The following is a 23,704-nucleotide window of genomic DNA, read 5'->3' as shown; positions in this document are numbered from 1 at the left end:
GGCTTCGAAAATTCCGGTGAAATTCAGGTACGCGACCGTTCCTTCGCCCTGCGGCACCTGACAATTTCGCACCCTCGGGCGGGCCTACGCAAACCGACGCTCGAGAACGCGGCGCGAATTCGCGCGTCGTCCGGTGGCTAGACCCGCGGCCACCGGGACAGCGCCTCGGCGCCGTCGGGCGGCTCCCCCACGTTCTCTACCAGGCGCGATAGCCTGCGGCGGCCGCTGATGCGCAGTGCCGGCCGGCCGCCGCGGGTGCCGATCAGCGTGGGCGCGATCCCGACGCGCATCAACGCCGACGCCAGCGGCGAGTGGGTGTCGGGCGCGTGGGGGTCCAGCGCCAGCAGGTAGTGCTCGCCCTCGGGGTTGCCGGCCGCCAGCGTCCACGCCCGCAGCTCGCGCGGTCCGGGCAGCCAGCGCGGCGGCACGGTCTTGACCGCGCCGCGCGTCCATTCGGCCGCCAGCGTGCTCAACGACGGGTCCACCGCCGTCCGCACCAGCGGGGTGTCTTCGTCGGTCCGGCCGATCTCGGCGGCCAGACCGGCCTCGCGGATCATGTCCGCCAGCGCGGCGGCCCGCCAGGGCGCGTCCACGACCACCGAAAGCCGAGCGCCCTGGGCCTCCGCACCGCCGACGGTGACGATCTGCCCGGACGCCGCCAGCACCCCCGAAAGATCGGCGACCGCGGGCGGCACCGACTCGGCGGTAAAGAAGGAAAGCTGGCTCACGCCATCCGACAGTAGGCCCTCTCGCCCATCCGCGTCTTGAGGTAATCGGCGCGGCGGCGCCGTGCCGATAGAAACCGATAGAACTGATAGAAAAAGGAAACCCCCCGGCTGGGCCCGCTGGGCGGGGCTGCACGGGGGGTGTCCGTTAGGTCTGCTCTTCCCTACAGGGAGCGGACTCCGGTGGCCTGGGGGCCCTTCGGGCTGTGGCCGATTTCGAACTCGACCTTCTGGTTCTCTTCGAGGGTGCGGAAGCCCGAACCCTGGATCTCCGTGTAGTGGACAAACACATCCGCGGAGCCGTCTTCGGGGGCAATGAACCCGAAGCCCTTCTCCGCGTTGAACCACTTCACAGTTCCCTGTGGCATCTCTCGATCTTTCCTTTTCTTCTGGGTGCGGGGCATCGCCTTTCGATGTCCCGGGCCTGGTACGACCGCCATACCTCGCTGAGTCGCCGGAACTTCACCCGACCGATTAACCTCGCAGGAACCGCGGCCGCAACGTCGATCCTGCGAAAGTTTGACACGAACACAGAAGCTGCGACCGCAATTAGTCAACCATGTTCATCGCGTCGGCGACAGACTTGTGTGTTTGCCCGATTCGAACAGCGATTCCGAGCGGGGTGAGATGGCGAGCTTCGGCAGTGAGCTGCTTGCCGCCGCGCTCGCCGGAACCGCGACGGACGAACGGCCGCTGCGCCACGTCGCCGAACTGCCACCGCGCAGTGGCCGGCCGCACGATTGGCCGGCGTGGGCCGAGCCCGACGTGGTCAAGGCATTCGCCGACCGCGGGATCGCCGCGCCCTGGTCGCATCAGTTCGCGGCCGCGGATTTGGCCTACGCGGGCCGCCACGTGGTGGTGAGCACCGGCACCGCCTCGGGCAAGTCGCTGGCCTATCAGCTTCCCGTCCTCAACGCGCTGGCGACCGATCCGCGGGCCCGGGTGCTCTACCTGTCGCCGACCAAGGCGCTGGGGCATGACCAGCTGCGGGCAGCGCACGCCCTGACCGCGGCGATTCCGCGGCTGCATGAACCCGGTTTTGCGGTGGCTCCCACCGCCTACGACGGCGACAGTCCCGCCGAGGTGCGCCGCTTCGCGCGGGAGCGCTCCCGCTGGTTGTTCTCCAACCCCGACATGATCCACTTATCGATCCTGCGCAACCACGCCCGCTGGGCGGTGCTGTTGCGGGGTCTTCGCTTCGTGGTGGTCGACGAATGTCATTACTACCGTGGGGTGTTCGGCTCCAATGTGGCGATGGTGCTGCGCCGCTTGTTGCGGTTGTGCGCCCGCTATTCGAGCGTGCCGACGGTGATCTTCGCCAGCGCGACAACGGATTCCCCGGGTGCGACGGCCACCGAGCTCATCGGGCTGCCGGTGCAGGAGGTCACCAAAGACGGTTCACCCCAGGGGGCGCGGACCGTGGCCCTGTGGGAACCCGCGCTGCGGACCGACCTGGTCGGCGAGAACGGTGCACCGGTGCGCCGCTCGGCGGGCGCGGAGGCGGCGCGCGTCATGGCCGACCTGATCGCCGAGGGAGCGCAGACCCTGACCTTCGTGCGGTCGCGCCGCGCCGCGGAATTGACCGCGCTGGGCGCCCAGGCGCGGCTGGACGACATCGCCCCCGAGCTGTCCCGGACCGTGGCGTCGTATCGGGCCGGGTATCTCGCCGAGGACCGCACCGCACTGGAGCGCGCACTGGCCGAGGGCCGGTTGCGCGGGCTGGCCACCACCAATGCGCTGGAGTTGGGCGTCGACATCGCCGGGCTGGACGCGGTGGTGCTCGCCGGTTTTCCGGGCACCGTCGCCTCGTTCTGGCAGCAGGCCGGCCGCTCCGGGCGGCGCGGCCAGGGCGCGCTGGTGGTGTTGATCGCCCGGGACGATCCGCTGGACACGTATCTGGTGCACAATCCGGCCGCGCTGCTGGACAAGCCGGTCGAGCGGGTCGTCATCGACCCGACGAACCCGTACATCCTGGGGCCGCAACTGCTCTGCGCGGCAACCGAACTGCCGCTGGGCGAGGCGGAGGTGCGCGAACTCGGCGCCACCGACGTCGCTGACGGCCTGGTCGATGACGGGCTGCTGCGGCGGCGAAGCGGAAAGTACTTTCCGGCGCCCGGCCTGGAACCGCATGCCGCGGTGGACATCCGGGGCTCAACGGGCGGGCAGATCGTCATCGTCGAGGCCGACACCGGGCGGCTGTTGGGCAGCACCGACGTCGGCCGGGCACCGGCTTCGGTGCACCCGGGCGCGGTGTACCTGCATCAGGGCGAGAGCTACGTGGTGGACTCGCTGGACACCGAGGAGGGCATCGCCTTCGTCCACGCCGAGGACCCCGGTTATGCGACGTTCGCGCGGGAGATCACCGACATCGTCGTCACCGGCACCGGTGAGCGTCTGGCCTTCGGGCCGGTCACGCTCGGGCTGGTCCCGGTCCGGGTCACCCACCGGGTGGTCGGCTACCTGCGCCGCCTGCTCTCCGGGGAGGTGATCGACTTCATCGAGTTGGACATGCCGGAGCACACGTTGGCCACCACCTCGGTGATGTACACCATCACCGAGGATGCGTTGCTGCGCAATGGTATTGACGGCACGCGGATTCCCGGGTCATTGCATGCGGCCGAGCATGCCGCCATCGGGCTGCTGCCGTTGGTCGCCAGCTGCGACCGCGGCGACATCGGCGGCTTGTCCACCGCGGTGGGACCGGGTCCCGACGGGCTGCCCAGCGTCTTCGTCTACGACGGGTATCCGGGCGGCGCGGGATTCGCCGAACGGGGCTTCCGCCGGGCCCGCACGTGGCTCGCCGCGACGGCCGCCGCCATCGAGGCGTGCGAATGCCCCCGCGGGTGCCCGTCGTGCGTGCAGTCCCCCAAGTGCGGCAACGGCAACGACCCGCTCGACAAGGCCGGCGCGGTGCAGGTGCTGCGGCTGGTACTCGCGGAGCTGCCGCGGGAGTCACGCTGAGCACAGCGGCGAGGTCGCCCGCCGGTTCACCCGCTCCCCCGGATCCGTCCCGTCGCCGTAAACTCAGCCGCATGGCCCACGACTGGTTGCTCGTGGAGACACTCGGGGGTGATCCCACCGTCGTGGCGCAGGGGCGCCAACTGAAGAATCTCGTCCCGATCACCACCTTCCTGCGCCGCAGCCCCTATCTCGCCGCGGTGCGAACGGCGATCGCCGAATCGGTCCAGACCGGACAGGCCCTGACCAGCATCGCGCCCAAGCGCGATCGCATCATTCGCACCGAACCCGTGGTGATGTCCGACGGGCTCATCCACGGCGTGCACGTGTGGACCGGGCCGTCGGACATCGACCCACCCGAGCGCCCGATTCCGGGGCCGCTGAAGTGGGACCTGACCATGGGGGTGGCGACCGACACCCGCGAATCGCTGATCAACAGCGGCAAGAATCCCGAAGTCGAAGTCACCTTCGGCAGGGCTTTCGCCGAGGACCTGCCGTCCCGCGAGCTCAACCCGAACGAAACCAAGGTGCTCGCCATGGCGGTCAAGGCTAAGCCCGACCAAACGCTGTGCAGCACCTGGGATCTCACCGACTGGCGGGGCAAGGCCATCCGGATAGGTTTCGTCGCGCGCACGATCTTGGAGCCGGGGCCCGACGGCCGGGAGCACCTGGTGGCGCGGGCGATCAATTGGCAATCCGAACTCAAGGGCCCGGCGGTGTCGACCGATGATCTGGCCCAACGGATCCTCAGCGGCCTCGCCCAGGCCGGGGTGCACCGCGCGCTGATCGACCTCAACAACTGGACCCTGTTGAAATGGCTCGACGAGCCCTGCACGTTTTATGACTGGCGCAGCAGCGAGACCGGAAAACCGCGGGTCCATCCCGACGATCAGGACGTGATGTCCACCATGACAAGGGAATTCGGCGGGGGCGCCACCAGTCGGGTGTTGCGGTTGCCCGGCCACGACGCGGATTGGGTGCCCGTGCACGTCACCGTCAACCGGGTCGAACTGGAGCCGGATACATACGCGGGGCTGGTCTCCCTGCGATTGCCCACCGACGACGAGCTGGCGGCCGCGGGGCTGCCGCAGACGCCCTAGCCATTTCGCCCGCCGGCGGGCCCCGCCCGCGCGGTGGCACGTGCCGTACCGGCGACGACGACCGGCACCCGCGCCGTGATGACGACATCGAGACCGTCGACCACGCAGCCGATGTCGTCGACCCGCATCGCGCGGGCGACGGCCGCGGCCTGGATGCAGGCCGCGGCGGATCCCGACGTCAGCCGCGCCGCAGCGGCCAGGGCGGCCAGGTCGGCCACCGCCTGTGCGCGGTGACGCGCCACCACCGCCGAGCCCAGGTAGCCGGCGACGCCGGTCGCCCAGAGCAGCACCACGACCATCCAGGCGGCGACCACCGTGGCCGACCCCCGATCGTCATGGCCGCTCGGCCGCGGCGACCGCGTTCGCGCCAATATCCAAGGCGGGCAGGAACTTCGAATGCGCGGCGACGGTGGCGACCAGGAAGTCGCCGTCGCGGTGCAGGTCGACCCGGGCGCCGGCGGGGGCGAGCCGGACCGCGGCGGCCACCGCGGAGCGTTCGTCGCCGCGGGCGGCCAGCCGGGCGGCCTCGCGGGCGGCGTCGATGCAGCGCACCTGCATCGAGACGGCGCTGACACCGGCCAGGCACAGCACCAGCACGACGACGAGCGAGGCGATGCCCAGCGCCGCCTCAACGGTGCTCGCGCCGGCACTGCCGGCTACACCTTGGTGTTGAGCGCACGGCCGATGATGTTGGTCAGCGCCGACACGATGGAATCGCCGGTGACCACCGCGTACAGCACCGCGCCGAACGCCGCCGCCGCGATGGTGCCGATGGCGTACTCGATATCATCAAAATAACACCACGGTGCTAAAGTGTCAACATGACGCTACGAGCCCTTGTCGTCATACGGCTGAGCCGTGTTACCGACGAGACCACCAGCCCTGAACGGCAGCGCGAAGCGTGCGAACAGCTCTGCCGCGAACGCGGATTCGAGATAGTCGACGTAGCCACAGATCTAGACGTGAGCGGTTCGGTGGACCCTTTCACCAGGCCGGTACTGGGTCGCTGGCTCGCAGAGCGACACGACAAGTTTGACTGCCTCGTCGCGTGGCGGGTGGATCGGCTGACCCGATCAATCCGGCACCTGAGACGACTGGTCGACTGGGCTGAGGATCATGGCAAGCTCATCGTGTCTGCGACTGAGCCACACTTCGACATGGCGAGCCCATTCGCAGCCGTGCTGATAGCGCTGCTCGGAACGGTAGCCGAGATGGAATTAGCAGCCATCTCGGAGCGCAACCGATCGGCTGCACGCCACAACATCAAGGCCGGCAAGTATCGGGGCGGGCTCCCGCCGTGGGGGTACGTTCCGGACAAGTCGTCAGGAGAGTGGCGACTCATCAAGGACGATGAGCAGGTTGTCGTTATCGAAGAGGTCGTAAAGCGGGTGTTGAGACGCGAGCCGCTGCGGTCTATCGCCCACGACTTAACCGAACGCGGCGTGCCCACACCTAAAGACTCGTTCGCCAAACGCCAGGGCCGCGAAGCGAAAGGCCTTGGGTGGTCTTCAGGTCGGCTGAAACAATCGCTAACGAGTGAAGCACTACTCGGGTACGCGATGTCCGGGGGACAACCCGTAAGGGCTGAGGATGGCTCTCCCATCATCCGGGCTGAGCCGATCCTCACCCGCGACAAGTTCGACAGGCTGCGAAAGGAACTGGAATCGCGGGAGAACCGCAAAGAGCCCTATGCCCGAACGACCGCGCTGCTGCTGCGGGTGATCTATTGCGGCTGCGGAAAGCAGATGTACTCACTCAAGGGTGGCAAAGGGCGGCAATACCGATACCGCTGCGCCAGTGCCCAGTACAAGACCAACTGCGGCGGTCCGTCGTGTTTGGCACCGGAAGCCGATCAGCTGGTTGAGACTTCGATACTGCAACTGCTCGGCGACAGCGAGCGACTAGAGAAGGAGTGGGACGCGGGTGACGACCACTCCGCCGAGCTCGCAGACGTTGACGCGGAACTAGCGGACCTCGCCGGCCAGCTCGGCACAGCTGCGTTCCGGCCCGGGACGCCGCAGCGGCTCAGGCTGAATGATCGCATCGAGAGGCTGTCTCAGAGACAAGCCGAGCTATCACGCGACGTTTCTAGACCTGCTGGCTGGGTATGGAGACCCACCGGCGAGAGGTTCGGCGACTGGTGGGCTTCTCAGGACGTTGTAGGCCGGAACGTGTGGCTGCGCGATGCTGGTGTGCGGCTGATCTTCGACGGCCGATACAACCTTGATCTAGGCGACGTCGAGACGATGACCAAGCAGCTTCAACCAGCGGGTGCCATCGCTGAGTATCAGCGGATGTTCGCAGCGATGACCGAAAGCGGCATCGCCGGAACTGAGATCAACGGAGATGACGTTGTGATCCATTACAGAGATGGGACTACCGAGCGGGTCACGTTGGCATAGGCGAACTTGTCGTACCCCGCGGATAGCATCGCGCCTATGGCAGTACGTACACGTGAACAACTTCTCGAACTGTTCGATGAACAGATCGACTACTTGGAGTCGTCCAACAAGTTGTTTGACGACGGGAAGATTGCCGAGGCGAAGCGGCTTGCCGTAACCCTGCGCGTCCTGTTCCACAACACCCGTAGATCTCACGCGTTGATCCATCAGTTGGGCTTCGATCAGACGCTCACGTGGGTGGCAACGTGTGGACTGCCCGACCCGAAAAACATGATGCCGCAATGGGGCCTAGTCACAATGGGAATGCGCCTCGAAACCAACGAGGTGTTTTTCGATCCTCGACTGGACGGCGGTGCAGCGACCAAGATTCGCACGAAGACGCTGCAGCTACCGCGCGGGTCTAGAGTTCTGCTAGACGAGTGGTGGACGGAGCCGGTAGTCAGGGATGCGTCGCACGCGTTGTTTTCTCGCAAGGACTTCGTGCTTGCGCTGAGCAACAAAGAAGGTGGGGCACACGTCGACCCCGAGATCGACGAGGCGTACAACAGGATCGCACACCTGAACTCGATGGGGTGGACATTCTCCGTAACTCCCGAAGGCAACCGGGTCCTGACGAGCGCGCCCATTTCGCTCGATGGCAGCCCAACGGACGCAACAGTCGCGACCCTCGATCCCGATGAGGTTGCGCTGAGCAATCCAGTCCCGTTCATGGTTCGCCAAATCTCCCATGAGGTCGTGAAATCAGTTGAAGCCCAGCGAGACCGGATCAAGTGACAGCTGCTTATATCGTCAGCGTGTCCGAGCCGGGGATGTAGACATCGACCGTGTGCGGGTTGGTGGTCGGGGCCACATCGCCCCACGGGGGCGTGCGCTGCTTATGCCGAACATGGATCTGTGCCCATTTCGCTTTTCCACTGGCCACCAACTGTTTTGCTTCCCATTCCTGCACGTTGGCCAGTTTGTTATCGGCTAAGAGCCAGATCATGTAGCCCCCGCCCGTGGGAATATATGTCGCTGTATAGCTCGGTTGCGTTGTCACAGCGTGGCTTTCCAATCGAGGTAGTCCTGATACGTCGGGACAGCGGTCGGCGGGTACTTACCTGTCAGCATGGCCCTGTAGAAGTCAGCCATGGACGGCCCTGCTGGGGTGGCGGCAATATGTTGGCTTTTGCGTCTGGTCATTGGTTCCACCTTGCTTTGGCAGCCTTACGGGCTGCTTGGGTGCGACGGGAAGCCCCGTCTCCTGGTTCGTCGTTATCAGGTAGGCCAAGCCTGCCGAGAAGCTGAGCCAGCAGAGCCCGTTGGACTCGGGCCTCTGCGATGAACGGGGATATGACCGGCTGCCCCATCGAGCCCCGCACCGTCAGCGGGGCCTCATCGGCAGCCTCGTCTAACTCCGCGATGATGTCGGCCACTTTGCACGCTTCGCGTAGCACTTGGACCTTTCCGGGTTCGTCTTCGAAGTCGAAAACGTCGTCTATCGACTTCCACAAACGCTTGCCGGCAGGGCCTAAACCTGCTGGTGCGCGCATATTTCTCCGTTCTTACTGACTCTCAAAAAATGGGGGATGCGTTCGCATCGGATGTCGGTGGCGCATTACCCTCCGGTCTTGTGCGCGGGGGCAGGGTATACCCCCGGGGGTGCCGGGGGCCTGCCTGCCGGGCAGGCGGCAGGGGGAGTGCCGAGGCGGCAGTGCCTACCCTGAGGCAGGTACTCCCCCGAGGCCAGTGCCCAGGCAGCAGTGCCCTGCTGCCTATACCTCTGCCACCTACCCGTATGCCCGACCCGACTAGGGGGCAGCGCCTAGCCCCCATACCCGGGGCACAGTCCCAGTCCCCCGATACTTCTCCTGCCGAGTCACGTTGTGGTCATACGGCAGAACGTGTTCCGTCACGCTGCCCTCTCGTTAGTTGTCAAGTCGCAGGCGCCTTAGGGAGTGGTGACCTTGAAAGAGCGGTTGCGTAGGCGGAGCGTGGTGCCAGCGGTGGGGTTGGCCCCGCCCCAACCGATGTGTGTGGGGGCGAAACCGCTACTGGGCGCGGTGGCTAGGACGTCCCAATCGACCCCGTTGATGCTGGTCTGGAACGACTGGGCCGTGCCGTCATCAACGAGGCGGTACCAGTGCGCGCCCCAGTAGGTGCCCGCGATGTTCGCAACGGCGGTGCCATAGGCGGCGGGGGCCGCTGTGGCGCTGGCGAACGACTGCACAAAATTCCCGGCTGGTGCCTTACCGAAGCCCACAAACTGCCCCGAGGAGGAGTTGTACATCAGTATTGCAAAGAGCTGGGAAGAGGTTGGAGCCGCACCAACCTCGAAATAGCCGGTTGCCGTGAAGGGCCTGGAGGGGAGTGCTGCGTACTCTGCTCGGATGTTGTTCCCGGCCACCCCCGGGATTACCAGTAGGCGGGAATCCTTGTCGGCGGTGAGCGTGGCGGTTCCGAGCGCGGTGGTCGTCAGGGATGTGCTCGGCGGTGGAGTGAACGCGTTTAGGTCCCCGCCCCAGATCCGATCCCACGACGTTCCGTTGTCCCGCAGGATCAAACCTGTGTCGTCGCAGACGTACAGCCGGCCCTCATTGCCTGGGGTGGGCAGGCTCGCGTAGTGGCCGCGCTGGGGTATCGCACCCTTGGCGGCGTTGACCTCGGTGCCGAGGCTGTTCAGGAAGTCAGCATCGACCTGCATCCCGATGTTGTTCTGCCAGTTAGTAGGTAGTGCCATGTTGGGGTTATTTCCTTACGGATTAAACGATTTCGGGTAGGGACCAAAAAGGCCCCGGTCTAATCACCGGGGCCTCTCGGGTTATTAGGTTGTGGGGCAGGCGGTTAGGCGGTTGTGAGACCGCCAGGGCGTACTAGCTACGCGTGATCGAACAGACGGACCACGCCAGCCGGGTTGGTCACGCCGAAGTCGACACGAGCCACACCACGGACCGCAGTGCCGTCCTGTTGGAACGCCGCAGACTTGTCGGTCTCGATGGTCGTGCCCTGTCGGCGGACGGTGAACACCTGCGCGGCGTCAACGATCCACGCGGCGGTCAAAGCGTCAACAGCCCGACTGACGTAGACAGGAACACCACCGATGGTGAAACCGGCGTAGCCGGCACGGCGCTGCTCGTCGGCCAGGAGCTGATCCTGCACCAGATAGGAGTTGGCGCCCGTCTGCGTCTTGATCTGCCGCCACGCCAGCTCGACGCTGGGGTTGATGACAACCGCAGTCGGGTCCGCTCCGTGATCCTTGCTGAGCTTGATGCCTTGCAAGACGTGATCGAACGTGGCGCTGGCAACAGCGATGTCGATGTAGCTGTAGGCCACGACACCCAGCGGAAGCTGGGGGCCTTTGGTGACCGCCGACAAGCTGAAGAACGCCGCATCAACCTTTTTCGCGATCTGAACCGTCCCGCGTTTGATGCGCACCTCTCTTCTTGGGAAGGTGCATGTCGTGGCGAGCAAGTACGACCCGGAGACCCGGGCCAGGGCTGTGCGTTTGGTGCTGGATCATCGTGATGACTATCCAAGCGAGTGGGCGGCGATCACTGCGGTGTCTCAGCGGCTGGGGATGACCGCCGAGACGCTGCGAAGTTGGATCCGTCGGCATCAGGTCGACGAGGGTGAGCGCGACGGTGTGTCCAGTGACGCTGCGGCGCAGATCCGCGCGCTCAAGCGCCGTAACGCCGAGCTGGAGCAGACCATCGAAATCCTCAAAGCGGCAACGAGTTTCTTCGTGCGGGAGAGCGACCCGCGCAACCGCCGCTGACAGCCACGGTCTGCGAGTTCATCGCCGAGAACAGGGACCGTTTCGGGGTCGCTCCGATCTGCCGCGTGCTCTCCGAGCACGGGATGCCGATCGCCCCGAGAACGTTTCACGCCTGGGCTACGCGGGCGCCCTCGAAACGGGCCCTGTGGGATGCCACGATCACGCAGATCCTGGCCGGCTGCTACGAGCCCGACGAGCAGGGCCGCCGCAAACCGGAGTCGCTGTACGGGTCGCTGAAGATGTGGGCCCATCTGCAGCGCGAGGGCATCCCGGTGGCCAAGTCCACGGTGGAACGGCTGATGCGTAAAAACGGCTGGCAGGGCGTGCGACGCTGCAAGAAGGTGCGCACCACGATCCCGGACCCGGCCGCGGTGCGGCCACCGGATCTGGTGGACCGCCAGTTCGCCGTGCCCGCTCCCAACCTGCTGCTCGTGGCTGACTTCACCTACGTGAAGTTGGTGACCGGGATCTTCGTCTATGTCGCGTTTGTCATCGACGCTTATGCCGGAGCCAGTCTTGGGGTGGGAGGCGTCGGCCTCCAAGCACACCCGCTTCGTCGAATCAGCCATCCGTCAGGCCGCCGCACTACGCCGCCGCCAGGGGCATCCGATCGACGGTGCGATCCACCACAGCGATGCCGGGTCGCAATATACGAGCGTGAGATTCGGTGAGACACTGAGTCTTTCGGGGATCCGACCGTCGGTCGGTAGTGTCGGTGACGCCTACGATAACGCGTTGGCCGAGACCACGATCGGGCTCTACAAAAACGAGTGCGTCCGAGCCGACTCCCCGTTCCGCCGCGGCAAGCTCAACACCGTGGGCGACGTCGAGTACATCACCGCCGACTACGTCGCCTGGTACAACCAGCAGCGCCTCATGCACCGCCTCGGACGCATCCCACCCGCCGAAGCCGAGACCCGCTACTATTCCCAACTCGTGACCGACCAATCGGCCGGCTCACAGAACCCCGAGGGTGCATGAAACTCGGGATGGTTCAATCGACCGACCGATCGAGTTACCGATCAGGTTGGCGATAGCGGGCTGCGTGTCGGCGACCGACTCGTTCGACAACAGGCTGTATGCCTTGACACCCTTCGGGGTCACCACCAGCTCGTCGGTGGTGGGGTCTTCGGCGTCAATCGTGTCCAGCTCGCCGTACCAGTCCACCGCCACGTCTGCGGTGAGCAGCGGGATGCGGATGGATTCGGTGCTGATATTCAGCGTGCTAGCAACAGCAGGGTTGAACGCGATCGAGTTCGACTCGATCACGGTGTCAACCAGCTTGCCGTACGATTCGGGCTTAAACGCCTGGTCAAGCCCGGAGTTGGTTGTAGACATTATGTGTTTCTCCTCGAAACAGAAATGGCCCCAACCCTTTTGGTTGGAGCCGTGGATTCGAGGAAAGGCCACAGACCTTTTCCTATTGCCGCACAGCGGCTACGTGACTAACAAACCCGCCACAGACGGTTATCTGTCAGTCAAGACTTTTTGAAGCTGGGATTGGAACAATTCCGGCCTGACGCCGGTATTTGTGCGTTAACCTGCTCGTATGCTGAAGCGGATAATGCTTGCGGTGTTATTGACTGCCGGCACGGTGACGTTAGCGGGGTGTGGCCCGATTGCACTTGCCCCGTTGTGTACGCCAGATCCCCCGGCTGTCCTCTGCACTTATCCTTGACCGTCTTTAACTTCTGAACAGGCTTGAAAAGGACGGTTGTGGTGGTCCGCCATGGCCGCCCAAGCCCTGCGTGTTGTCGTAGGCAGGCACCCGGGGATTCCTAGCGAGAAGCGGGCGTGAGGAAATAAGATTGGCGACCGCCTCGGCTACGGCGGCGCTGTCAACGTCGCCGGCCTCGGTAAGCAAGTCGGTCAGACTGACCCCTCCCAGCTCGAATAAATCCCCCGGTTGGGCCAGGTCGCCGGCGAGGCGTTCTGCCTCGCGGCGCTGAAAGGCCTCGACACGCTCTCGGAGCTGGTCGCGCTCGGCCTCGGCGGCGCGAAGCTCCATACGGTACCGCTGCTCTCGGGGCATCTTGCGATCTGCTAGTGCGTCTTCGGCCCGCGAGGGAGACTCGGAGGGCTCGGCTGGCACGGCATCGGCCGTACCGTGGGCATCTTCGGCGATATCCACGGTGTCAGCGGGACGTGCGGCTGTATCAACGGCGTGATCCTCGGTCATGCTGCTGGGGTCTCCTTTAAGTACTTGGCCTCGTAGCGGCACGAGGGGCAGACCCCTCGGGAACGCTTGCGCTTTAAGTGGCCGTTTCCGCAGGTCACGTCTGCGTCAACGGCGGTGTACAGGGCGATCGGTGCCCTTCCGGGGTGGCTGTACCAGCCAGCCACTTTCAGCCCTCTACAGAACGCTGATGCTGCGGATTTAGTGACTCCCCTGTAGTGGGCCACGTCGTCCACCGTCAGCAACGCGGGTACGTCGTTATCGGTCATGCTGTTTTCTCTCCCTTGCGGCGGTGCCGCATGTAGAGCGCCCTGCGGCGCTCGTCTTCGCCCATGCTGGAAATGCCGGCAATATGCCGCTCTAACTTCGCGACCTTCTCGGGGTCGCGGAACCAAGGAAGATCCCCCGCCGCTTCGATAGCGGCGTTGTATTCCACCGTGCTAGCCGCATACCGCTGGTAGGCCGCTTCGTGGTCGATCACTGTGCCTCCGTCTTCGACGGCCTGGCGAGGTCCCACTCGGTAGTGATCCAGCCGCCGAACAGCGTGCGTTGGGCACCGTCGAGGTTCACGGTGAACTGCTCACCGCCTCCGTATTCAGCGCAGCGCGAGATCGCCTCTGCGAGTTGATCCATCTGTTCTCTCCTTTTTGGTGGTGGGACGACAAAGCCCCCAGCCGTGAGGGGCTGAGGGCTATTCGGATATTCGGTTGTGGATCGACCTACGCAGGGGTAGGGGTGATCGGTTCGCCTGTGGTCTCGTCCACGTACTCGGCGAACGGATCGAACTTGCCGGGGACGAACGGCTTGCCCGCTGGCCACGGGATCGCCTCTTGTGTCGAAACACAGGCAGAGGGCTGCTGTGCCCCAAGGGTGCTGGTAACCAGTACCCCTGGGGTACTGGTCGGAATCTTCTCTTCTGCCTTCATCGCAGACCCCGGGGTCTGCTCTTCGGCAGTGTTCGCTGGAAGAGATATCCCCTCCCCTGTGGGGAGGGAGGAGATCCCGAATGGATCTCCGACTGACCCGGTGATACCCCACGAGCCAAAATCTGGCTCGTTGTCTGGTAAGTCACCAGTACCTGTGGGGTACTGGTTCTTTTCACTAGTAGTTTCACTAATGGTTTCACTACTATGCAGTACCTGTGGGGTACTGGTTACCAGTACCTGTGGGGTACTGGTCCCCGGGGCCTGGGAGGTAGGAACCAGTACCTGTGGGGTACTGGTCCCGCCTCGTAGTGCCTCAACCTGACGAGCCGAGAACGGCTCATTGGTGAGGTTCCTGTGCCATACCTCGACAGCGGGACGACCCCGGCTGTCGACCTTGATGATCTCCCGGACCAACCAACCACGAGCGCCTAACTCATCGAAGGCGTTAGTGACCTGGCGTCTGCCTGTCTTCAGTCGTTTTGCGATCTCGGTCATCGACTGTTCCCACTTGGGAGCGTGGGACCAAACTTCCAGCGCCACGGCTTTCGCCATCGCAGACAGCTCGTAGTCGTGAGCGAGTCCGTTAGGCACTCGGGCATAGAGCCCGAGGGCTGCACCGTGATCCTTGACTCGGTTGCGGTTAGCCATCCGTCCGAGCGGCCTTCAGCTCGGCTAGCTCGGCACGGGCAGCATCCCGCTCGGTAATGACGGACACGAGTGCATCTCTCGCCTCGTTCCTCCGGATCCTCGCCTGCGAGCATTCTCGGCGCAGCTTCTGGATGTGCCTCTGCCAGCTCTCGGGCAGCGTCTCTAGTGGAATATCGTCGGTGTATCTCGTTGTCATCAAACCCTCCTGGTCGATGTGTGTTGGTTCGTGCCTCCTGGGCACTCCGTTCGCGGGCTGTATTGCCCGCTGACGGACTTTCACCCTCTGGATGGGTGGAAGTGTTGGGGGAGCGCCGTTTAAGCGATCTGAAGGGCCGCTTCTACGGCCCGGAGCCGGTGAAGTGCGTCTTGGCATTGCCTGCGGTACTGGCGACGAAAGTGCCGCTGGCACAACAGGCAGCGACCACGGGGGTCGCGTCGGTGGTGTCCGGGTTTGTCGCAGCGTGGTGTTGGCATGGTGATCTCCGATCACGGTCCTGGTGTGGCCACAGACCACGGGGTTGACATGAAGCCAGCGCCGCTGACGCTGACCATCGGGTAGCCCATAAGGGCCGAAGAAAGGAGGCCCCCGGCGCGCCGGGGATCTAAGTCAGCGCACCGAGGGCCACAGGAGACCGCGGCCGTAGGTCTCCCGTCCCGCCGAGCGAGGGAAGCTAGGAAACCTCGCCCCGGGAGGTAGTCGCCGCTCAACCGGGAAGGTGGTCGGGAGCGGCAAGTCTGAATAGGCCGATGGCCTACGAGGGGATGCGAGGGGATGGGGCGTACTCCTCCCTTTACCCCTCCATCCTTATCGTAAAAGTTAGTCATCGAAACGCCTGCTCATCGGAGTGCGAGACTAGAACCATTAGTCGGCCTCGTAGTCGTCGTCCAGGTCTCGCTCTGCCCTGTTCCACTCGTCCTCGATTTGCTTCATCCGGTAGTCGGAGATGCCGCCGTGCTGCTTGCGGTGATCAGCCTGCCGCTTCCGGGTTGTCCGCTGTGCCTTCATCTGCTGGAAGTGCGGCCTGTCTTTGTTGCAACCACAGTGCTGCGCCCAGCGCCGCGCCTTATCGGACACTCGGCGGATATGGCCGCCGCAGTCGACGCAGGTCGAATGCTGGACTATCTCACCGTTCCAGTAGACCCGGATACGGTCCACGCCGTGGGGCTCATCCCACGAGCCGAAGTACACCAGCGGGAGCGTCATCTTGTCCCGAGCGGCCTGCAGAGCTGCCTCGTCGCGTGCCCTGCGGGCCTTGGCACGTTCGGCACCGAGAAGGGCACCGAACCCCACTCCGCTGGCCGTGCCGAACACATGGCCGTCCCAGTTGCCTCTCATCAGTCGTCGCTGCCGTCTGGGTACCTGTGATTGCCACCGCCGTAGCTGGGGCCAGGCCCGTTGAACGGTGACTCCCCGTCCGGGCAGTACCCCGAAAAGTCAGGCCACGGGAGGAACTGCTGAGTTGAGTAGCAGTAGACGGGGTCCAGCGGAGCCGGTGCCCGTTGGAGTGCCACGGCTTTGCCGTGACCCGACGGCCCAAAGTCCGCGTAGGCCGGCGATGTCGGGGATGCCGAACATACGACCAGAAGCGTTGCGATGATGGCTTTCTTCAACATCATCGCCCCAACGTGTCTGGGCATAGCTCGTGCTGTGCGGCGTCGATGATTCCGTGGATGTCGAAGATCGTTGGGGTAGCCGCGATCTGATCCGGGGTTCTGCCCTCGTGCAGCTCTTGGCAGGCGGTGTTGCCCATCCAGAGCTGCTTCGACGGGTTGGAGATTCCCACGTTGATGTGATGGTCCTGGATGTACTGCAGGTAGGTGTTGGCGTCTGCGTGGGCCTGCGGCGCGAGCACCAAGGCTGCTAGGCAGGCGATGCCTGCCGTTGCCAAGCGCGGCGATGCGAGCACTGCCACGATGAGGCTCATCGTGCGGCCCCGCCCGGGATGCGGAAGCGGAGCACATGTTCCTGCCGCTCGTGGTCGATGTCGAGATGTAGTACGTCCGAAAGGAATCCGGCGTCTATCAACTCTTGCACGCTGTCATTGAATTGCTTGGGCGTCAGGGCGGGCGAGCACTTGCAGTCGTCGCAGTGGTACCCGGTGTCTGTACATCCCGGCCCGGTGAACGGGCCTACTTCGTACCGGCCATCGGCCAGTGCGAACGCCACCCGGAAGTCGGTGGGAAGTAACAGCGAGTCCCATTCGGTACCCACGACGGGCAACATGGCTGTAAGCCACTCGCCCATGTTCACGTCGTCGGCCGGGATCCTCTCAATCCCGCTCATCGGTTAGCCAGACGTTCGCTTGGCGGTACGTACAACGACGCCACGTCTGACTCCAAGACGATGGCCGTAAAGGTGGCCGTCCCGTCTTTGACCTTGAGCGACCCCGGCTTTATGGACACCAATAACCCGTGGTCGTCGGCGCGATCTGCGGTCAGGAAAACACCGCTAACTTGCGAGTAGCTCGCTTTCGGATCGTTAATTTTCATGTGTGTTGCCTCTCTCAGGTTGACGCTGGCACATCTGGTGTCAGCAGGTTTTTGCTTTGAACTGTGCGTTCGCTATGAAATGGCGAACCCTTTGCATCACAGGCTGTCGCCTGCTAATCGCGCTAGTTATGAGCCCGCGCCTGCCTCGCGGCGGTGCGGGTGATCCGGTTGCCAAGGCCCGGTCGACCTCCAAAGTTTCCGCTTGTCGATTGAGTAATTCGATTTAGTCGAGTACTCGACCGTCGACATGCCCGACTCGTCGGCCGCCAGCACGGCCACGCGCGCGGCGAATTCGCGAAACTTGTTGATCATCAAGGACTTCCTTTCGTTTCACAGTAGACCCGACTGCAGCACGTCACCGGCCAAGCCGGCCACCACCGGGACGATGCCCAGGCAGACGAATGCCGGCAAGAAACATAGGCCCAGCGGCCCGGCGATGAGCACCCCCGCCCGCTCGGCGGCGGCCGTGGCCGCGTGTGCGGCGTCGTGACGGGACTGGTCGGCCAACTCGGCGACGCCATCGGCCAGCGCCGCGCCCGAGGACGCCGAACGCCGGGCCAACCGCAGCAGCGCTTCGATGTGCGTGTCGTCCGGCCGCGCGGAGTGGTCCGACGGAATCGCCCATGCCACAGCGGGATCGGCGCCCAGCGCCAGCAGGTCGGCGGCGCGGCGCAGGACGCGGGCCAGGTGCGGCGGGGCGGATGGCGCAGCGGCGGCCGCGGCGGCCGACACCGCCATCCCGGCCCGCAGGCACACGGCCAGCACGTCGAGACAGGACGCGACCGCCAACGGATCCGGGCCATCCGTTCGCCGGGCCGTCGCGAGCGCCCGGCCGCCACGCGACGGCATGCCGGCACGCAGTCGCGTCAGCGACGGACCGGGAGCCATCCACAGCGCCGTGGCCAGCAACATTGCCGCTACACCCACTCGCGCGTCTCCACCTCACGCCACCCGATCGGCGATGCGGTCCGACCACAGCAGCCCGCCGCAGGCCAGCGTTGACCCGATCAGCAAGAGCCACCCGCCCACCTGCCCGCCCAGCAGGAAGGTCAGCGGGCGGGCCCCGACCAGTTGGCCGAGTAGCACGCCCAGCACCGGCAGGGCGGCCAGTATCGTCGCGGTCGCGCGCGCACCCGCCAGGCTCGACGCGACACGCGCCGAGAACCGTTGCCGCTCAGCGATATCGCACTGGGCCGCCCGCATCAGGGTCGCAACCCCCAACCCGTTGTCACTGGCCAGCCGCCAGCACAGCGCGAGCCGCTCCCACTGCGCGGGCAGTGCCGAGGAGCGCGACGCGGCGGCCAGCCCGGCGGCGACATCGGCTCCCAGCCGGGCCCGCGCCGCCACCGATCGCAGTGACGCCGCGACCGCGCCGGCGGTCTCGTCGGCGGCCACGCCGAACGCGCGCACCGGGTGGGAGCCGGCCCGCAGTTCACCGACGAGCACGTCGAGCGCGGTTTCCAGCGCGTGGCCCTCGCGGGTCGCGCGCCGAATGCGGCGCCGACGGAGGTAACGCACGCTCACGGTCGCGCCCACGACCGCGCCGCACAGAACGGTCGTCGGCGGCAGCAGGGCCACGCCCGCGCAGCCGAGGCCCACGGCCAGCCACGCCACCCCGCGGAGCCCGCGCGAGGGGAGCCGCCACCTCGGTTGCGCCGTCGCGCGCAGCCGTCGCCGCGGCGAGGGCCGGCCGATGACCAGCGCGAGCGCCAAGAGCAGCGCGCCGGCCTGCGGGCCGTTCACGCCGGCATCCGGCTTTGCAGGACGCGCCGCAGCCGGGGCGCGTCGTCCGTCATCCCCCGATCCGCGTGCCACACCGTGACCGCCCGGACCTGCCCCTGAACCGGTTGCAGCACGGCGATCTCGCCGAGTCGCCGCCGGCCGGTGCGATCGCGTTCGACATGCAGCAGCACCTGCACGGCCGCGGCGAGTTGGCTGTGCAGCGCCGCACGATCGAGGCCGCCGAGCGCGCCCAGCGCCTCCAGGCGGGCGGGAACCTCGCCGGGGCTGTTGGCGTGCACGGTGCCCGCGCCGCCGTCGTGCCCGGTGTTCAGCGCGGCCAGCAGGTCCACCACTTCGGCGCCCCTGACCTCGCCGACCACGATGCGGTCGGGCCGCATCCGGAGCGCTTGCCGGACCAGTTGGCGCACCGGGACTTCGCCGACGCCCTCGACGTTGGCGCACCGCGCGACGAGCTTCACCAGATGCGGGTGCCGCGGCGCCAATTCGGCGGCGTCCTCGACGCAGACGATCCGTTCGGCCGGCGGTACGGCGCCCAACATCGCGGCCAGCAATGTCGTCTTGCCCGCGCCGGTTCCGCCGCTCACCAGAAACGCCAGGCGGGCGGCGATGATGTCGGCGACCAGCGCGGCGGCCACGGGGTCGATCGCGCCCGCGGCGGTCAGGGCCGCCAAGTCCTGGCTGGCCGGCCGCAGCACCCGCAGCGACAAACAGGTGCCCGCGGCGGCCACGGGCGGCAGCACCGCGTGTAGCCGCACCGCGAATCCCCCGGCTCCGATGCCGGACAGCTCGCCGTCGACCCAGGGCTGCGCGTCGTCCAGCCGCCGGCCGGCGGCCAGCGCCAGCCGCTGCGCCAAGCGCCGCACCGCGGGCTCGTCGGGGAAGCGAATCCCGGTGCGCCGCAAACCGTTGCCGTCGTCGACCCATACCGCGTCCGGTGCCGTCACCAAGACGTCGGTCGTACCGTCCGCGCAGAGCAGCGGTTCGAGAATGCCCGCGCCGGTGAGTTCGGTCTGCAGCACGCGGAGATTGGCCAGCACCTCGGTGTCGCCGAGCATCCCGCCGGACTCGGCCCGGATCGCGGCGGCCACCACCGACGGACCCAGCGGGCCGGCTTCGCCGGCCAGCCGCTCGCGGACGCGTTCGATCAGTGAACCGCTCACGCCGCCCGCCCGTTCCGCGCCGCCCGCGCGGGCGGCAGCACCCCGAGCACCTCGCGGGCCGCCACCGCCAGCGCGGACCGACGCCGATACCGCAGGCCGCCGCGTTCGACCTGCTCGCCGAGTTGCGGCTGCGCCTTGATCGCCGCCAGCAGCGGCATTCCCGCGATCTCGGCGATCTCGACCGCGCGCAGTCCGCCCGGCGACGGGCCCCGCACCACCAGGCCGACGTTGGGATTGGTGGCGGCCAGGACCGGCGCCATCGCGGTGGTCGCCGCGCACGCACGCACGTCACAGCGGCTGACGACCACGACCAGATCGGCGGCGCTCAGGGCGGCCTGGGTCGCGTCGGTGAAGCGGCGGGGCAGGTCGCAGATCACGGTGACCGCCCCGCGACGCCCGGCCTCGACGATGGCGTGCACCGGCCCGGCGTCCACCTCGTACCCGCGCCGCGTTCCGGACAGCACGCTGATGCCGCGGTGTCGCGGCAACGCATCGCGCACCGCCGACCAGGTGAGCCGCCCAGCCTGCAGGGCCAGGTCCGGCCAGCGCAAGCCCGGCGCGTTTTCGCCGCCGAGCAACAATTCGATGCCGCCACCCCACGGGTCGAGGTCCACCAGCAGCGCGTCGGCGGCGGCCTGAGCAAGGGCGACCGCGAGCGACGAGGCGCCGGCCCCGCCGCAGCCTCCGATGACGGCCACGGCGTGGCCGCGCGACCCGTCGTCGCGCGACGACTCGGCGGCTTCGGCGAACGCGCCAACCAGGTCGGCCGCTTGCCCGGGCAGTCGCAGCACGTGCTCGGCGCCGACGCCCACGGCGGCCGCCCACGTCGTCGACTCGGGCTCGCCCACCGTCAGCACGGTCACGTGATCGCGGCGTGGCAGCGCCCAGCGCTCACACCGCGCGGCCGCCCGCGCGTCCAGCACGACGGCCGCCGCCGCCGTCCAGGTCTTGCGACTCACCGGCGCCGCGCCGCCGGCATGCACCAACCGCACCCCGGCCGCGGCCGCCACCCGCTCCACCTCGGCGCGCAGTTCGGGCTCCGCCAGCATCGCCAACACACCCGCGTGATGGGCGCCTTGTGCTCCGGAAGTGCCAGTCATCCGCCCACTGTGCAGCGCCCCAACCTGGCACACCAGTCCCAAACGCGGATTTGGGGATAGAGACGCGAGTGTGCACAAACCACGTGCGGCGGCGGTGCGCCAGCGACGACGGACGGATTCCCCGCAACGCGTCGAGGGCCGGCCCACGCGCCCGAAATCGGGGGGAAACCGCCCAAAAAGACCCGAGAAAAGGGACGACCCCCGCCAGGGGGGGAGGAGGCGAGGGTCGTCGTGCATCAGCCCCGGGGGGTCGGGCTGATACACCCTCGGCTCAGGCCGAGTAATGCTTACTATACACATGACAGTCCGCAATAACGCAATAGATCATTTACTGAAAAATGACCTTGAGCCGCGTAAACACGGCGTCACCCGACCCTCGCACGGCCCTGAGCGGCCATTTCCGGTGCGGGATCGCGGCCCGACGTCACCGCCGACCTATGCTGGGTCCGTGACCGTCTTCGACCCGGCTGCGGAGCAGTCAGCCGCGGGGCAATCAGCGGCAGGCACCACTACCCACGCCCGCACGGCGGCCTTCTTCGATCTGGACAAGACGATCATTGCGAAGTCCAGCACGCTGGCTTTCAGCAAACCGTTTTTCGCCCAGGGCCTGCTCAATCGCCGCGCCGTGCTCAAGTCCAGCTACGCCCAGTTCATCTACCTGCTCTCCGGTGCCGATCATGACCAGATGGATCGGATGCGGGCGCACATGACCAACATGTGCACCGGCTGGGACGTGGAACAGGTCAAGTCGATCGTCAACGAGACGCTGCACGACATCGTGACCCCGTTGGTGTTCGCCGAGGCCGCCGATCTGATCGCCGCCCACAAATTGTGCGGGCGCGACGTCGTGGTCGTGTCGGCCTCTGGCGAGGAGATCGTCGCGCCGATCGCCCGCGCCCTGGGCGCCACCCACGCGATGGCGACCCGCATGGTCGTCCAGGACGGCCGGTACACCGGCGAGATCGCGTTCTACTGCTACGGCGAGGGCAAGGTCCAAGCGATCCGCGAGCTGGCCGCTCGCGAGGGCTATCCGTTGGAACACTGCTACGCCTACTCCGACTCGATCACCGACCTGCCGATGCTCGAGTCGGTCGGCCACCCCAGCGTCGTCAATCCCGACCGCGGGTTGCGCAGGGAAGCCCTCGAGCGCGGTTGGCCGGTCATGTCGTTCTCCCGCCCGGTGTCCTTGCGCGACCGCATCCCGGCCCCGTCGGGCGCGGCGATCGCCACCACCGCCGCGGTGGGCATCAGCGCGCTGGCCGCCGGCGCGGTCACCTATTCGCTGCTGCGCCGCTACGCGTTCTGAGCCGGCGGCGGCAGCAAACGCGTTACACGCGCAATACAAAACGTATTCGGCGCCATTTCGCGAATTGGCTCTTGCTGTGCTAGGGGTCTAGTAGTACAAAGGAACCACGGAAGCCCGGTGAGGCCTAGGTCGATCCGGAAGAGAAGGTTCGATCTCCCGACCCGGGCGCCCAGCACGGTGCCCGGCACCCACGCGGAGTCATAGCCGCGAAAATGGCAGAAGTGTTGCGGGCCTGCGTAATTGCGAAGAGCGGAAGCGTCGACGGCCCTTTGGGTGGGGCTGCAGCCAGAAGCGTCGCGAGATCGCCGAGGCCAACCCACGCAGCCCAGAAATGCACGCTTGGTAACCGAGTCCCGTGCTAGCGGGCGGCGGACCGATCATTCGGAACGTCGCCCGCTCTACACGTTTCCGGGCCCGATTTCCCCGCGTTCGGGCTACTGCGCCAGCTACCGATTCGACATCGAGTCGGCGATCGCCAGAGCCTCTTTCGCCCCGGCTTGCATCGCCCGGCAGCACAGCACCAGCCACGCGCCCACGCCCTCGCGCGTGCCCTCGGCGAAACCCTGTGCCGCGTCGCGATACGCCGCGGGTTGGCGCATCCAGCTGACCTCGGGCACGCCCAACCCGTGCGGGTCCAGCCCGCTGGCGATGGTCACCAACCTCGACACCGCGCGCGCGACCACGCCGTCGGAACTGCCGAATGGCTTCAACGTCAACAACTCACCGTGCGCGACCGCGGCGATCACCGGGGCCGGCGCCTGGGTGCGGCCGTTCACCAGCTCCGCCAACAACTCGAGCCGCGGACCCACGCCGGAATCGCCGCGCGGGCGACCCAGATGCTCGGCGTCGACCTGGTCGGCCGCGGCCAGCATGTGCAGGCGGGCAAGCGCCTGCAGGGGTGCTCGCCGCCAGATGCCGACGACGGGGCCTTCGCCGCCCTCGAGCGCCTGCGCCACCCGAAGCGCGCCCGCGAACACCGGATCGCTGACCTTGCCGGCGTCGGCGAGGTCCTCGAGCCGGATGGGACCACCGTCGAGGACCGACGACGCGCGGGCCGCCCGCAGCGCGGCCTCGGCGGCGGTCACGGGCCAACCGCGCAAGTTGGCCCGGTGGCGATGGGCGCGCCCCAGCGCCTCGCGGGCGCGGTCGCTTGCCTCGGCGACGCCGGGCAGTTCCATCAGGGGCGCCAGAGGATCAGCCGTCACAGCTTGACAAC

27 protein-coding genes and 2 pseudogenes are annotated in these 23,704 nt (G+C 66.6%); 6 read left to right on the top strand and 23 right to left on the bottom strand.

The genetic code is table 11. The features are described 5' to 3' along the window. Positions 1-137: 137 nt before the first annotated feature. Together OCQ_RS02185 and cspA are read right to left on the bottom strand one after the other, a co-directional pair. The gene (locus OCQ_RS02185; RefSeq protein WP_008263431.1) at positions 138-728 is read right to left on the bottom strand and encodes a hypothetical protein; all 591 of its coding nucleotides are present in this window, start codon (positions 726-728) and stop codon (positions 138-140) included. A gap of 161 nt (positions 729-889) precedes the next feature. After that, the gene (cspA, locus tag OCQ_RS02180; RefSeq protein WP_007772268.1) at positions 890-1,093 is read right to left on the bottom strand and encodes a cold shock protein CspA; all 204 of its coding nucleotides are present in this window, start codon (positions 1,091-1,093) and stop codon (positions 890-892) included. 259 nt (positions 1,094-1,352) lie between these two features. On the opposite strand from cspA, the gene OCQ_RS02175 reads away from it, so the two are divergent. Then, positions 1,353-3,686, top strand: coding sequence for a DEAD/DEAH box helicase (locus OCQ_RS02175; RefSeq protein WP_014383731.1), 2,334 nt, complete (start codon positions 1,353-1,355; stop codon positions 3,684-3,686). Between the two features lie 71 nt (positions 3,687-3,757). After that, positions 3,758-4,783: a PAS domain-containing protein gene (locus OCQ_RS02170; RefSeq protein WP_008263424.1), complete on the top strand. Its 1,026-nt coding sequence runs from the start codon at positions 3,758-3,760 to the stop codon at positions 4,781-4,783. On the opposite strand, the gene OCQ_RS02165 is transcribed toward OCQ_RS02170, so the two are convergent. From OCQ_RS02165 to OCQ_RS25740, 3 genes are read right to left on the bottom strand one after another with little or no spacing between them, the layout of a single operon-like run. Continuing rightward, positions 4,780-5,097: an Rv3654c family TadE-like protein gene (locus OCQ_RS02165; protein ID WP_008263421.1), complete on the bottom strand. Its 318-nt coding sequence runs from the start codon at positions 5,095-5,097 to the stop codon at positions 4,780-4,782. The genes OCQ_RS02170 and OCQ_RS02165 overlap by 4 nt on opposite strands. Positions 5,098-5,116: 19 nt before the next feature. Next, positions 5,117-5,404, bottom strand: coding sequence for a TadE family type IV pilus minor pilin (locus tag OCQ_RS02160; RefSeq protein ID WP_026071053.1), 288 nt, complete (start codon positions 5,402-5,404; stop codon positions 5,117-5,119). A 35-nt stretch (positions 5,405-5,439) separates the two neighbouring features. Then, positions 5,440-5,568, bottom strand: a complete 129-nt coding sequence (locus OCQ_RS25740) for a DUF4244 domain-containing protein (protein WP_080587978.1) — start codon at positions 5,566-5,568, stop codon at positions 5,440-5,442. A gap of 36 nt (positions 5,569-5,604) precedes the next feature. On the opposite strand from OCQ_RS25740, the gene OCQ_RS02150 reads away from it, so the two are divergent. Continuing rightward, complete coding sequence (locus OCQ_RS02150; protein WP_080587977.1) at positions 5,605-7,185, top strand: recombinase family protein; 1,581 nt, start codon at positions 5,605-5,607, stop codon at positions 7,183-7,185. A 36-nt stretch (positions 7,186-7,221) separates the two neighbouring features. Further along, positions 7,222-7,959: a hypothetical protein gene (locus tag OCQ_RS02145; RefSeq protein WP_014383728.1), complete on the top strand. Its 738-nt coding sequence runs from the start codon at positions 7,222-7,224 to the stop codon at positions 7,957-7,959. A gap of 7 nt (positions 7,960-7,966) precedes the next feature. On the opposite strand, the gene OCQ_RS02140 is transcribed toward OCQ_RS02145, so the two are convergent. The 3 genes from OCQ_RS02140 to OCQ_RS02125 all read right to left on the bottom strand — a co-directional run bounded on the left by OCQ_RS02140 (position 7,967) and on the right by OCQ_RS02125 (position 10,599). Continuing rightward, on the bottom strand, positions 7,967-8,170 hold the full coding sequence (locus OCQ_RS02140) for a hypothetical protein (protein ID WP_014383727.1): 204 nt from the start codon (positions 8,168-8,170) through the stop codon (positions 7,967-7,969). A gap of 945 nt (positions 8,171-9,115) precedes the next feature. Beyond that, positions 9,116-9,904 carry a hypothetical protein gene (locus tag OCQ_RS02130; protein ID WP_014383725.1) on the bottom strand — a complete coding sequence of 263 codons (789 nt, stop codon included), beginning with the start codon at positions 9,902-9,904 and terminating at the stop codon, positions 9,116-9,118. Positions 9,905-10,041: 137 nt separating this feature from the next. Then, positions 10,042-10,599, bottom strand: coding sequence for a phage major capsid protein (locus OCQ_RS02125; protein ID WP_014383724.1), 558 nt, complete (start codon positions 10,597-10,599; stop codon positions 10,042-10,044). 25 nt (positions 10,600-10,624) lie between these two features. Between OCQ_RS02125 and OCQ_RS02115 the strand changes: the two are divergent. Then, positions 10,625-11,920, top strand: a pseudogene (locus OCQ_RS02115) (IS3 family transposase). Here the strand turns inward: OCQ_RS02115 and OCQ_RS02110 are convergent. The 14 genes and pseudogenes from OCQ_RS02110 to ssd all read right to left on the bottom strand — a co-directional run bounded on the left by OCQ_RS02110 (position 11,897) and on the right by ssd (position 21,131). Next, a complete protein-coding gene (locus OCQ_RS02110; protein WP_014383721.1) occupies positions 11,897-12,349 on the bottom strand; it encodes a phage major capsid protein in 453 nt (150 codons plus the stop codon). The pseudogene OCQ_RS02115 and the gene OCQ_RS02110 overlap by 24 nt on opposite strands. Before the next feature lie 274 nt (positions 12,350-12,623). Next, complete coding sequence (locus OCQ_RS02105) at positions 12,624-13,118, bottom strand: hypothetical protein (protein ID WP_139826603.1); 495 nt, start codon at positions 13,116-13,118, stop codon at positions 12,624-12,626. Between the two features lie 262 nt (positions 13,119-13,380). Further along, positions 13,381-13,596 (bottom strand): hypothetical protein, encoded by a 216-nt coding sequence (locus tag OCQ_RS02100; RefSeq protein ID WP_014383719.1) that lies wholly within the window; start codon positions 13,594-13,596, stop codon positions 13,381-13,383. Then, positions 13,593-13,748 (bottom strand): hypothetical protein, encoded by a 156-nt coding sequence (locus OCQ_RS26430; protein WP_014383718.1) that lies wholly within the window; start codon positions 13,746-13,748, stop codon positions 13,593-13,595. The genes OCQ_RS02100 and OCQ_RS26430 overlap by 4 nt, the downstream gene beginning before the upstream one ends. 86 nt (positions 13,749-13,834) lie before the next feature. After that, positions 13,835-14,593 (bottom strand): hypothetical protein, encoded by a 759-nt coding sequence (locus OCQ_RS27290; protein ID WP_158023539.1) that lies wholly within the window; start codon positions 14,591-14,593, stop codon positions 13,835-13,837. Between the two features lie 958 nt (positions 14,594-15,551). Next, positions 15,552-16,025, bottom strand: coding sequence for a hypothetical protein (locus OCQ_RS02090; protein WP_139826602.1), 474 nt, complete (start codon positions 16,023-16,025; stop codon positions 15,552-15,554). Between the two features lie 277 nt (positions 16,026-16,302). After that, positions 16,303-16,614, bottom strand: a complete 312-nt coding sequence (locus tag OCQ_RS02085; RefSeq protein WP_041784765.1) for a DUF732 domain-containing protein — start codon at positions 16,612-16,614, stop codon at positions 16,303-16,305. Next, complete coding sequence (locus OCQ_RS02080) at positions 16,611-16,973, bottom strand: hypothetical protein (RefSeq protein ID WP_041784763.1); 363 nt, start codon at positions 16,971-16,973, stop codon at positions 16,611-16,613. The genes OCQ_RS02085 and OCQ_RS02080 overlap by 4 nt, the downstream gene beginning before the upstream one ends. Then, positions 16,970-17,179 (bottom strand): hypothetical protein, encoded by a 210-nt coding sequence (locus tag OCQ_RS26425; protein WP_139826601.1) that lies wholly within the window; start codon positions 17,177-17,179, stop codon positions 16,970-16,972. The genes OCQ_RS02080 and OCQ_RS26425 overlap by 4 nt, the downstream gene beginning before the upstream one ends. A gap of 228 nt (positions 17,180-17,407) precedes the next feature. Beyond that, positions 17,408-17,491 (bottom strand): annotated as a pseudogene (locus tag OCQ_RS26970) (DUF4244 domain-containing protein); the annotation flags it as partial. A gap of 18 nt (positions 17,492-17,509) precedes the next feature. After that, positions 17,510-18,106 (bottom strand): type II secretion system F family protein, encoded by a 597-nt coding sequence (locus tag OCQ_RS02070; RefSeq protein ID WP_179300125.1) that lies wholly within the window; start codon positions 18,104-18,106, stop codon positions 17,510-17,512. A 15-nt stretch (positions 18,107-18,121) separates the two neighbouring features. Then, positions 18,122-18,922, bottom strand: coding sequence for a type II secretion system F family protein (locus tag OCQ_RS02065; RefSeq protein WP_008263413.1), 801 nt, complete (start codon positions 18,920-18,922; stop codon positions 18,122-18,124). Continuing rightward, positions 18,919-20,082 carry a TadA family conjugal transfer-associated ATPase gene (locus OCQ_RS02060; RefSeq protein ID WP_014381704.1) on the bottom strand — a complete coding sequence of 388 codons (1,164 nt, stop codon included), beginning with the start codon at positions 20,080-20,082 and terminating at the stop codon, positions 18,919-18,921. Before OCQ_RS02060 ends, OCQ_RS02065 begins: the two co-directional genes overlap by 4 nt. After that, the gene (gene ssd / locus OCQ_RS02055; RefSeq protein ID WP_008263398.1) at positions 20,079-21,131 is read right to left on the bottom strand and encodes a septum site-determining protein Ssd; all 1,053 of its coding nucleotides are present in this window, start codon (positions 21,129-21,131) and stop codon (positions 20,079-20,081) included. Before ssd ends, OCQ_RS02060 begins: the two co-directional genes overlap by 4 nt. A gap of 499 nt (positions 21,132-21,630) precedes the next feature. Between ssd and OCQ_RS02050 the strand changes: the two genes are divergently transcribed. Continuing rightward, positions 21,631-22,488, top strand: a complete 858-nt coding sequence (locus OCQ_RS02050) for an HAD-IB family hydrolase (protein WP_014383710.1) — start codon at positions 21,631-21,633, stop codon at positions 22,486-22,488. Positions 22,489-22,934: 446 nt separating this feature from the next. Here the strand turns inward: OCQ_RS02050 and OCQ_RS02045 are convergent, their stop codons facing one another. Further along, positions 22,935-23,693 carry a hypothetical protein gene (locus OCQ_RS02045; RefSeq protein WP_008263395.1) on the bottom strand — a complete coding sequence of 253 codons (759 nt, stop codon included), beginning with the start codon at positions 23,691-23,693 and terminating at the stop codon, positions 22,935-22,937. Positions 23,694-23,704 lie beyond the last annotated feature (11 nt).

This window comes from Mycobacterium paraintracellulare (genome assembly GCF_000276825.1).
Lineage (GTDB): Bacteria > Actinomycetota > Actinomycetes > Mycobacteriales > Mycobacteriaceae > Mycobacterium > Mycobacterium intracellulare.
The sequence above is the reverse complement of the archived record's forward strand: the minus strand, read 5'-3'. Positions and strand labels throughout refer to the sequence as shown.

Bases quoted from the DNA above. Each gene is read 5' to 3' on its own strand.
- cspA (WP_007772268.1), bottom strand. From the start codon at position 1,093: ATGCCACAGGGAACTGTGAAGTGGTTCAACGCGGAGAAGGGCTTCGGG.
- OCQ_RS02175 (WP_014383731.1), top strand. From the start codon at position 1,353: ATGGCGAGCTTCGGCAGTGAGCTGCTTGCCGCCGCGCTCGCCGGAACC.
- OCQ_RS02170 (WP_008263424.1), top strand. From the start codon at position 3,758: ATGGCCCACGACTGGTTGCTCGTGGAGACACTCGGGGGTGATCCCACC.
- OCQ_RS02150 (WP_080587977.1), top strand. From the start codon at position 5,605: ATGACGCTACGAGCCCTTGTCGTCATACGGCTGAGCCGTGTTACCGAC.
- OCQ_RS02145 (WP_014383728.1), top strand. From the start codon at position 7,222: ATGGCAGTACGTACACGTGAACAACTTCTCGAACTGTTCGATGAACAG.
- OCQ_RS02140 (WP_014383727.1), bottom strand. From the start codon at position 8,170: ATGATCTGGCTCTTAGCCGATAACAAACTGGCCAACGTGCAGGAATGG.
- OCQ_RS02130 (WP_014383725.1), bottom strand. From the start codon at position 9,904: ATGGCACTACCTACTAACTGGCAGAACAACATCGGGATGCAGGTCGAT.
- OCQ_RS02105 (WP_139826603.1), bottom strand. From the start codon at position 13,118: ATGACCGAGGATCACGCCGTTGATACAGCCGCACGTCCCGCTGACACC.
- OCQ_RS26430 (WP_014383718.1), bottom strand. From the start codon at position 13,748: ATGGATCAACTCGCAGAGGCGATCTCGCGCTGCGCTGAATACGGAGGC.
- OCQ_RS27290 (WP_158023539.1), bottom strand. From the start codon at position 14,593: ATGGCGAAAGCCGTGGCGCTGGAAGTTTGGTCCCACGCTCCCAAGTGG.
- OCQ_RS02090 (WP_139826602.1), bottom strand. From the start codon at position 16,025: ATGAGAGGCAACTGGGACGGCCATGTGTTCGGCACGGCCAGCGGAGTG.
- OCQ_RS02085 (WP_041784765.1), bottom strand. From the start codon at position 16,614: ATGAGCCTCATCGTGGCAGTGCTCGCATCGCCGCGCTTGGCAACGGCA.
- OCQ_RS02080 (WP_041784763.1), bottom strand. From the start codon at position 16,973: ATGAGCGGGATTGAGAGGATCCCGGCCGACGACGTGAACATGGGCGAG.
- OCQ_RS26425 (WP_139826601.1), bottom strand. From the start codon at position 17,179: ATGAAAATTAACGATCCGAAAGCGAGCTACTCGCAAGTTAGCGGTGTT.
- ssd (WP_008263398.1), bottom strand. From the start codon at position 21,131: ATGCTGGCGGAGCCCGAACTGCGCGCCGAGGTGGAGCGGGTGGCGGCC.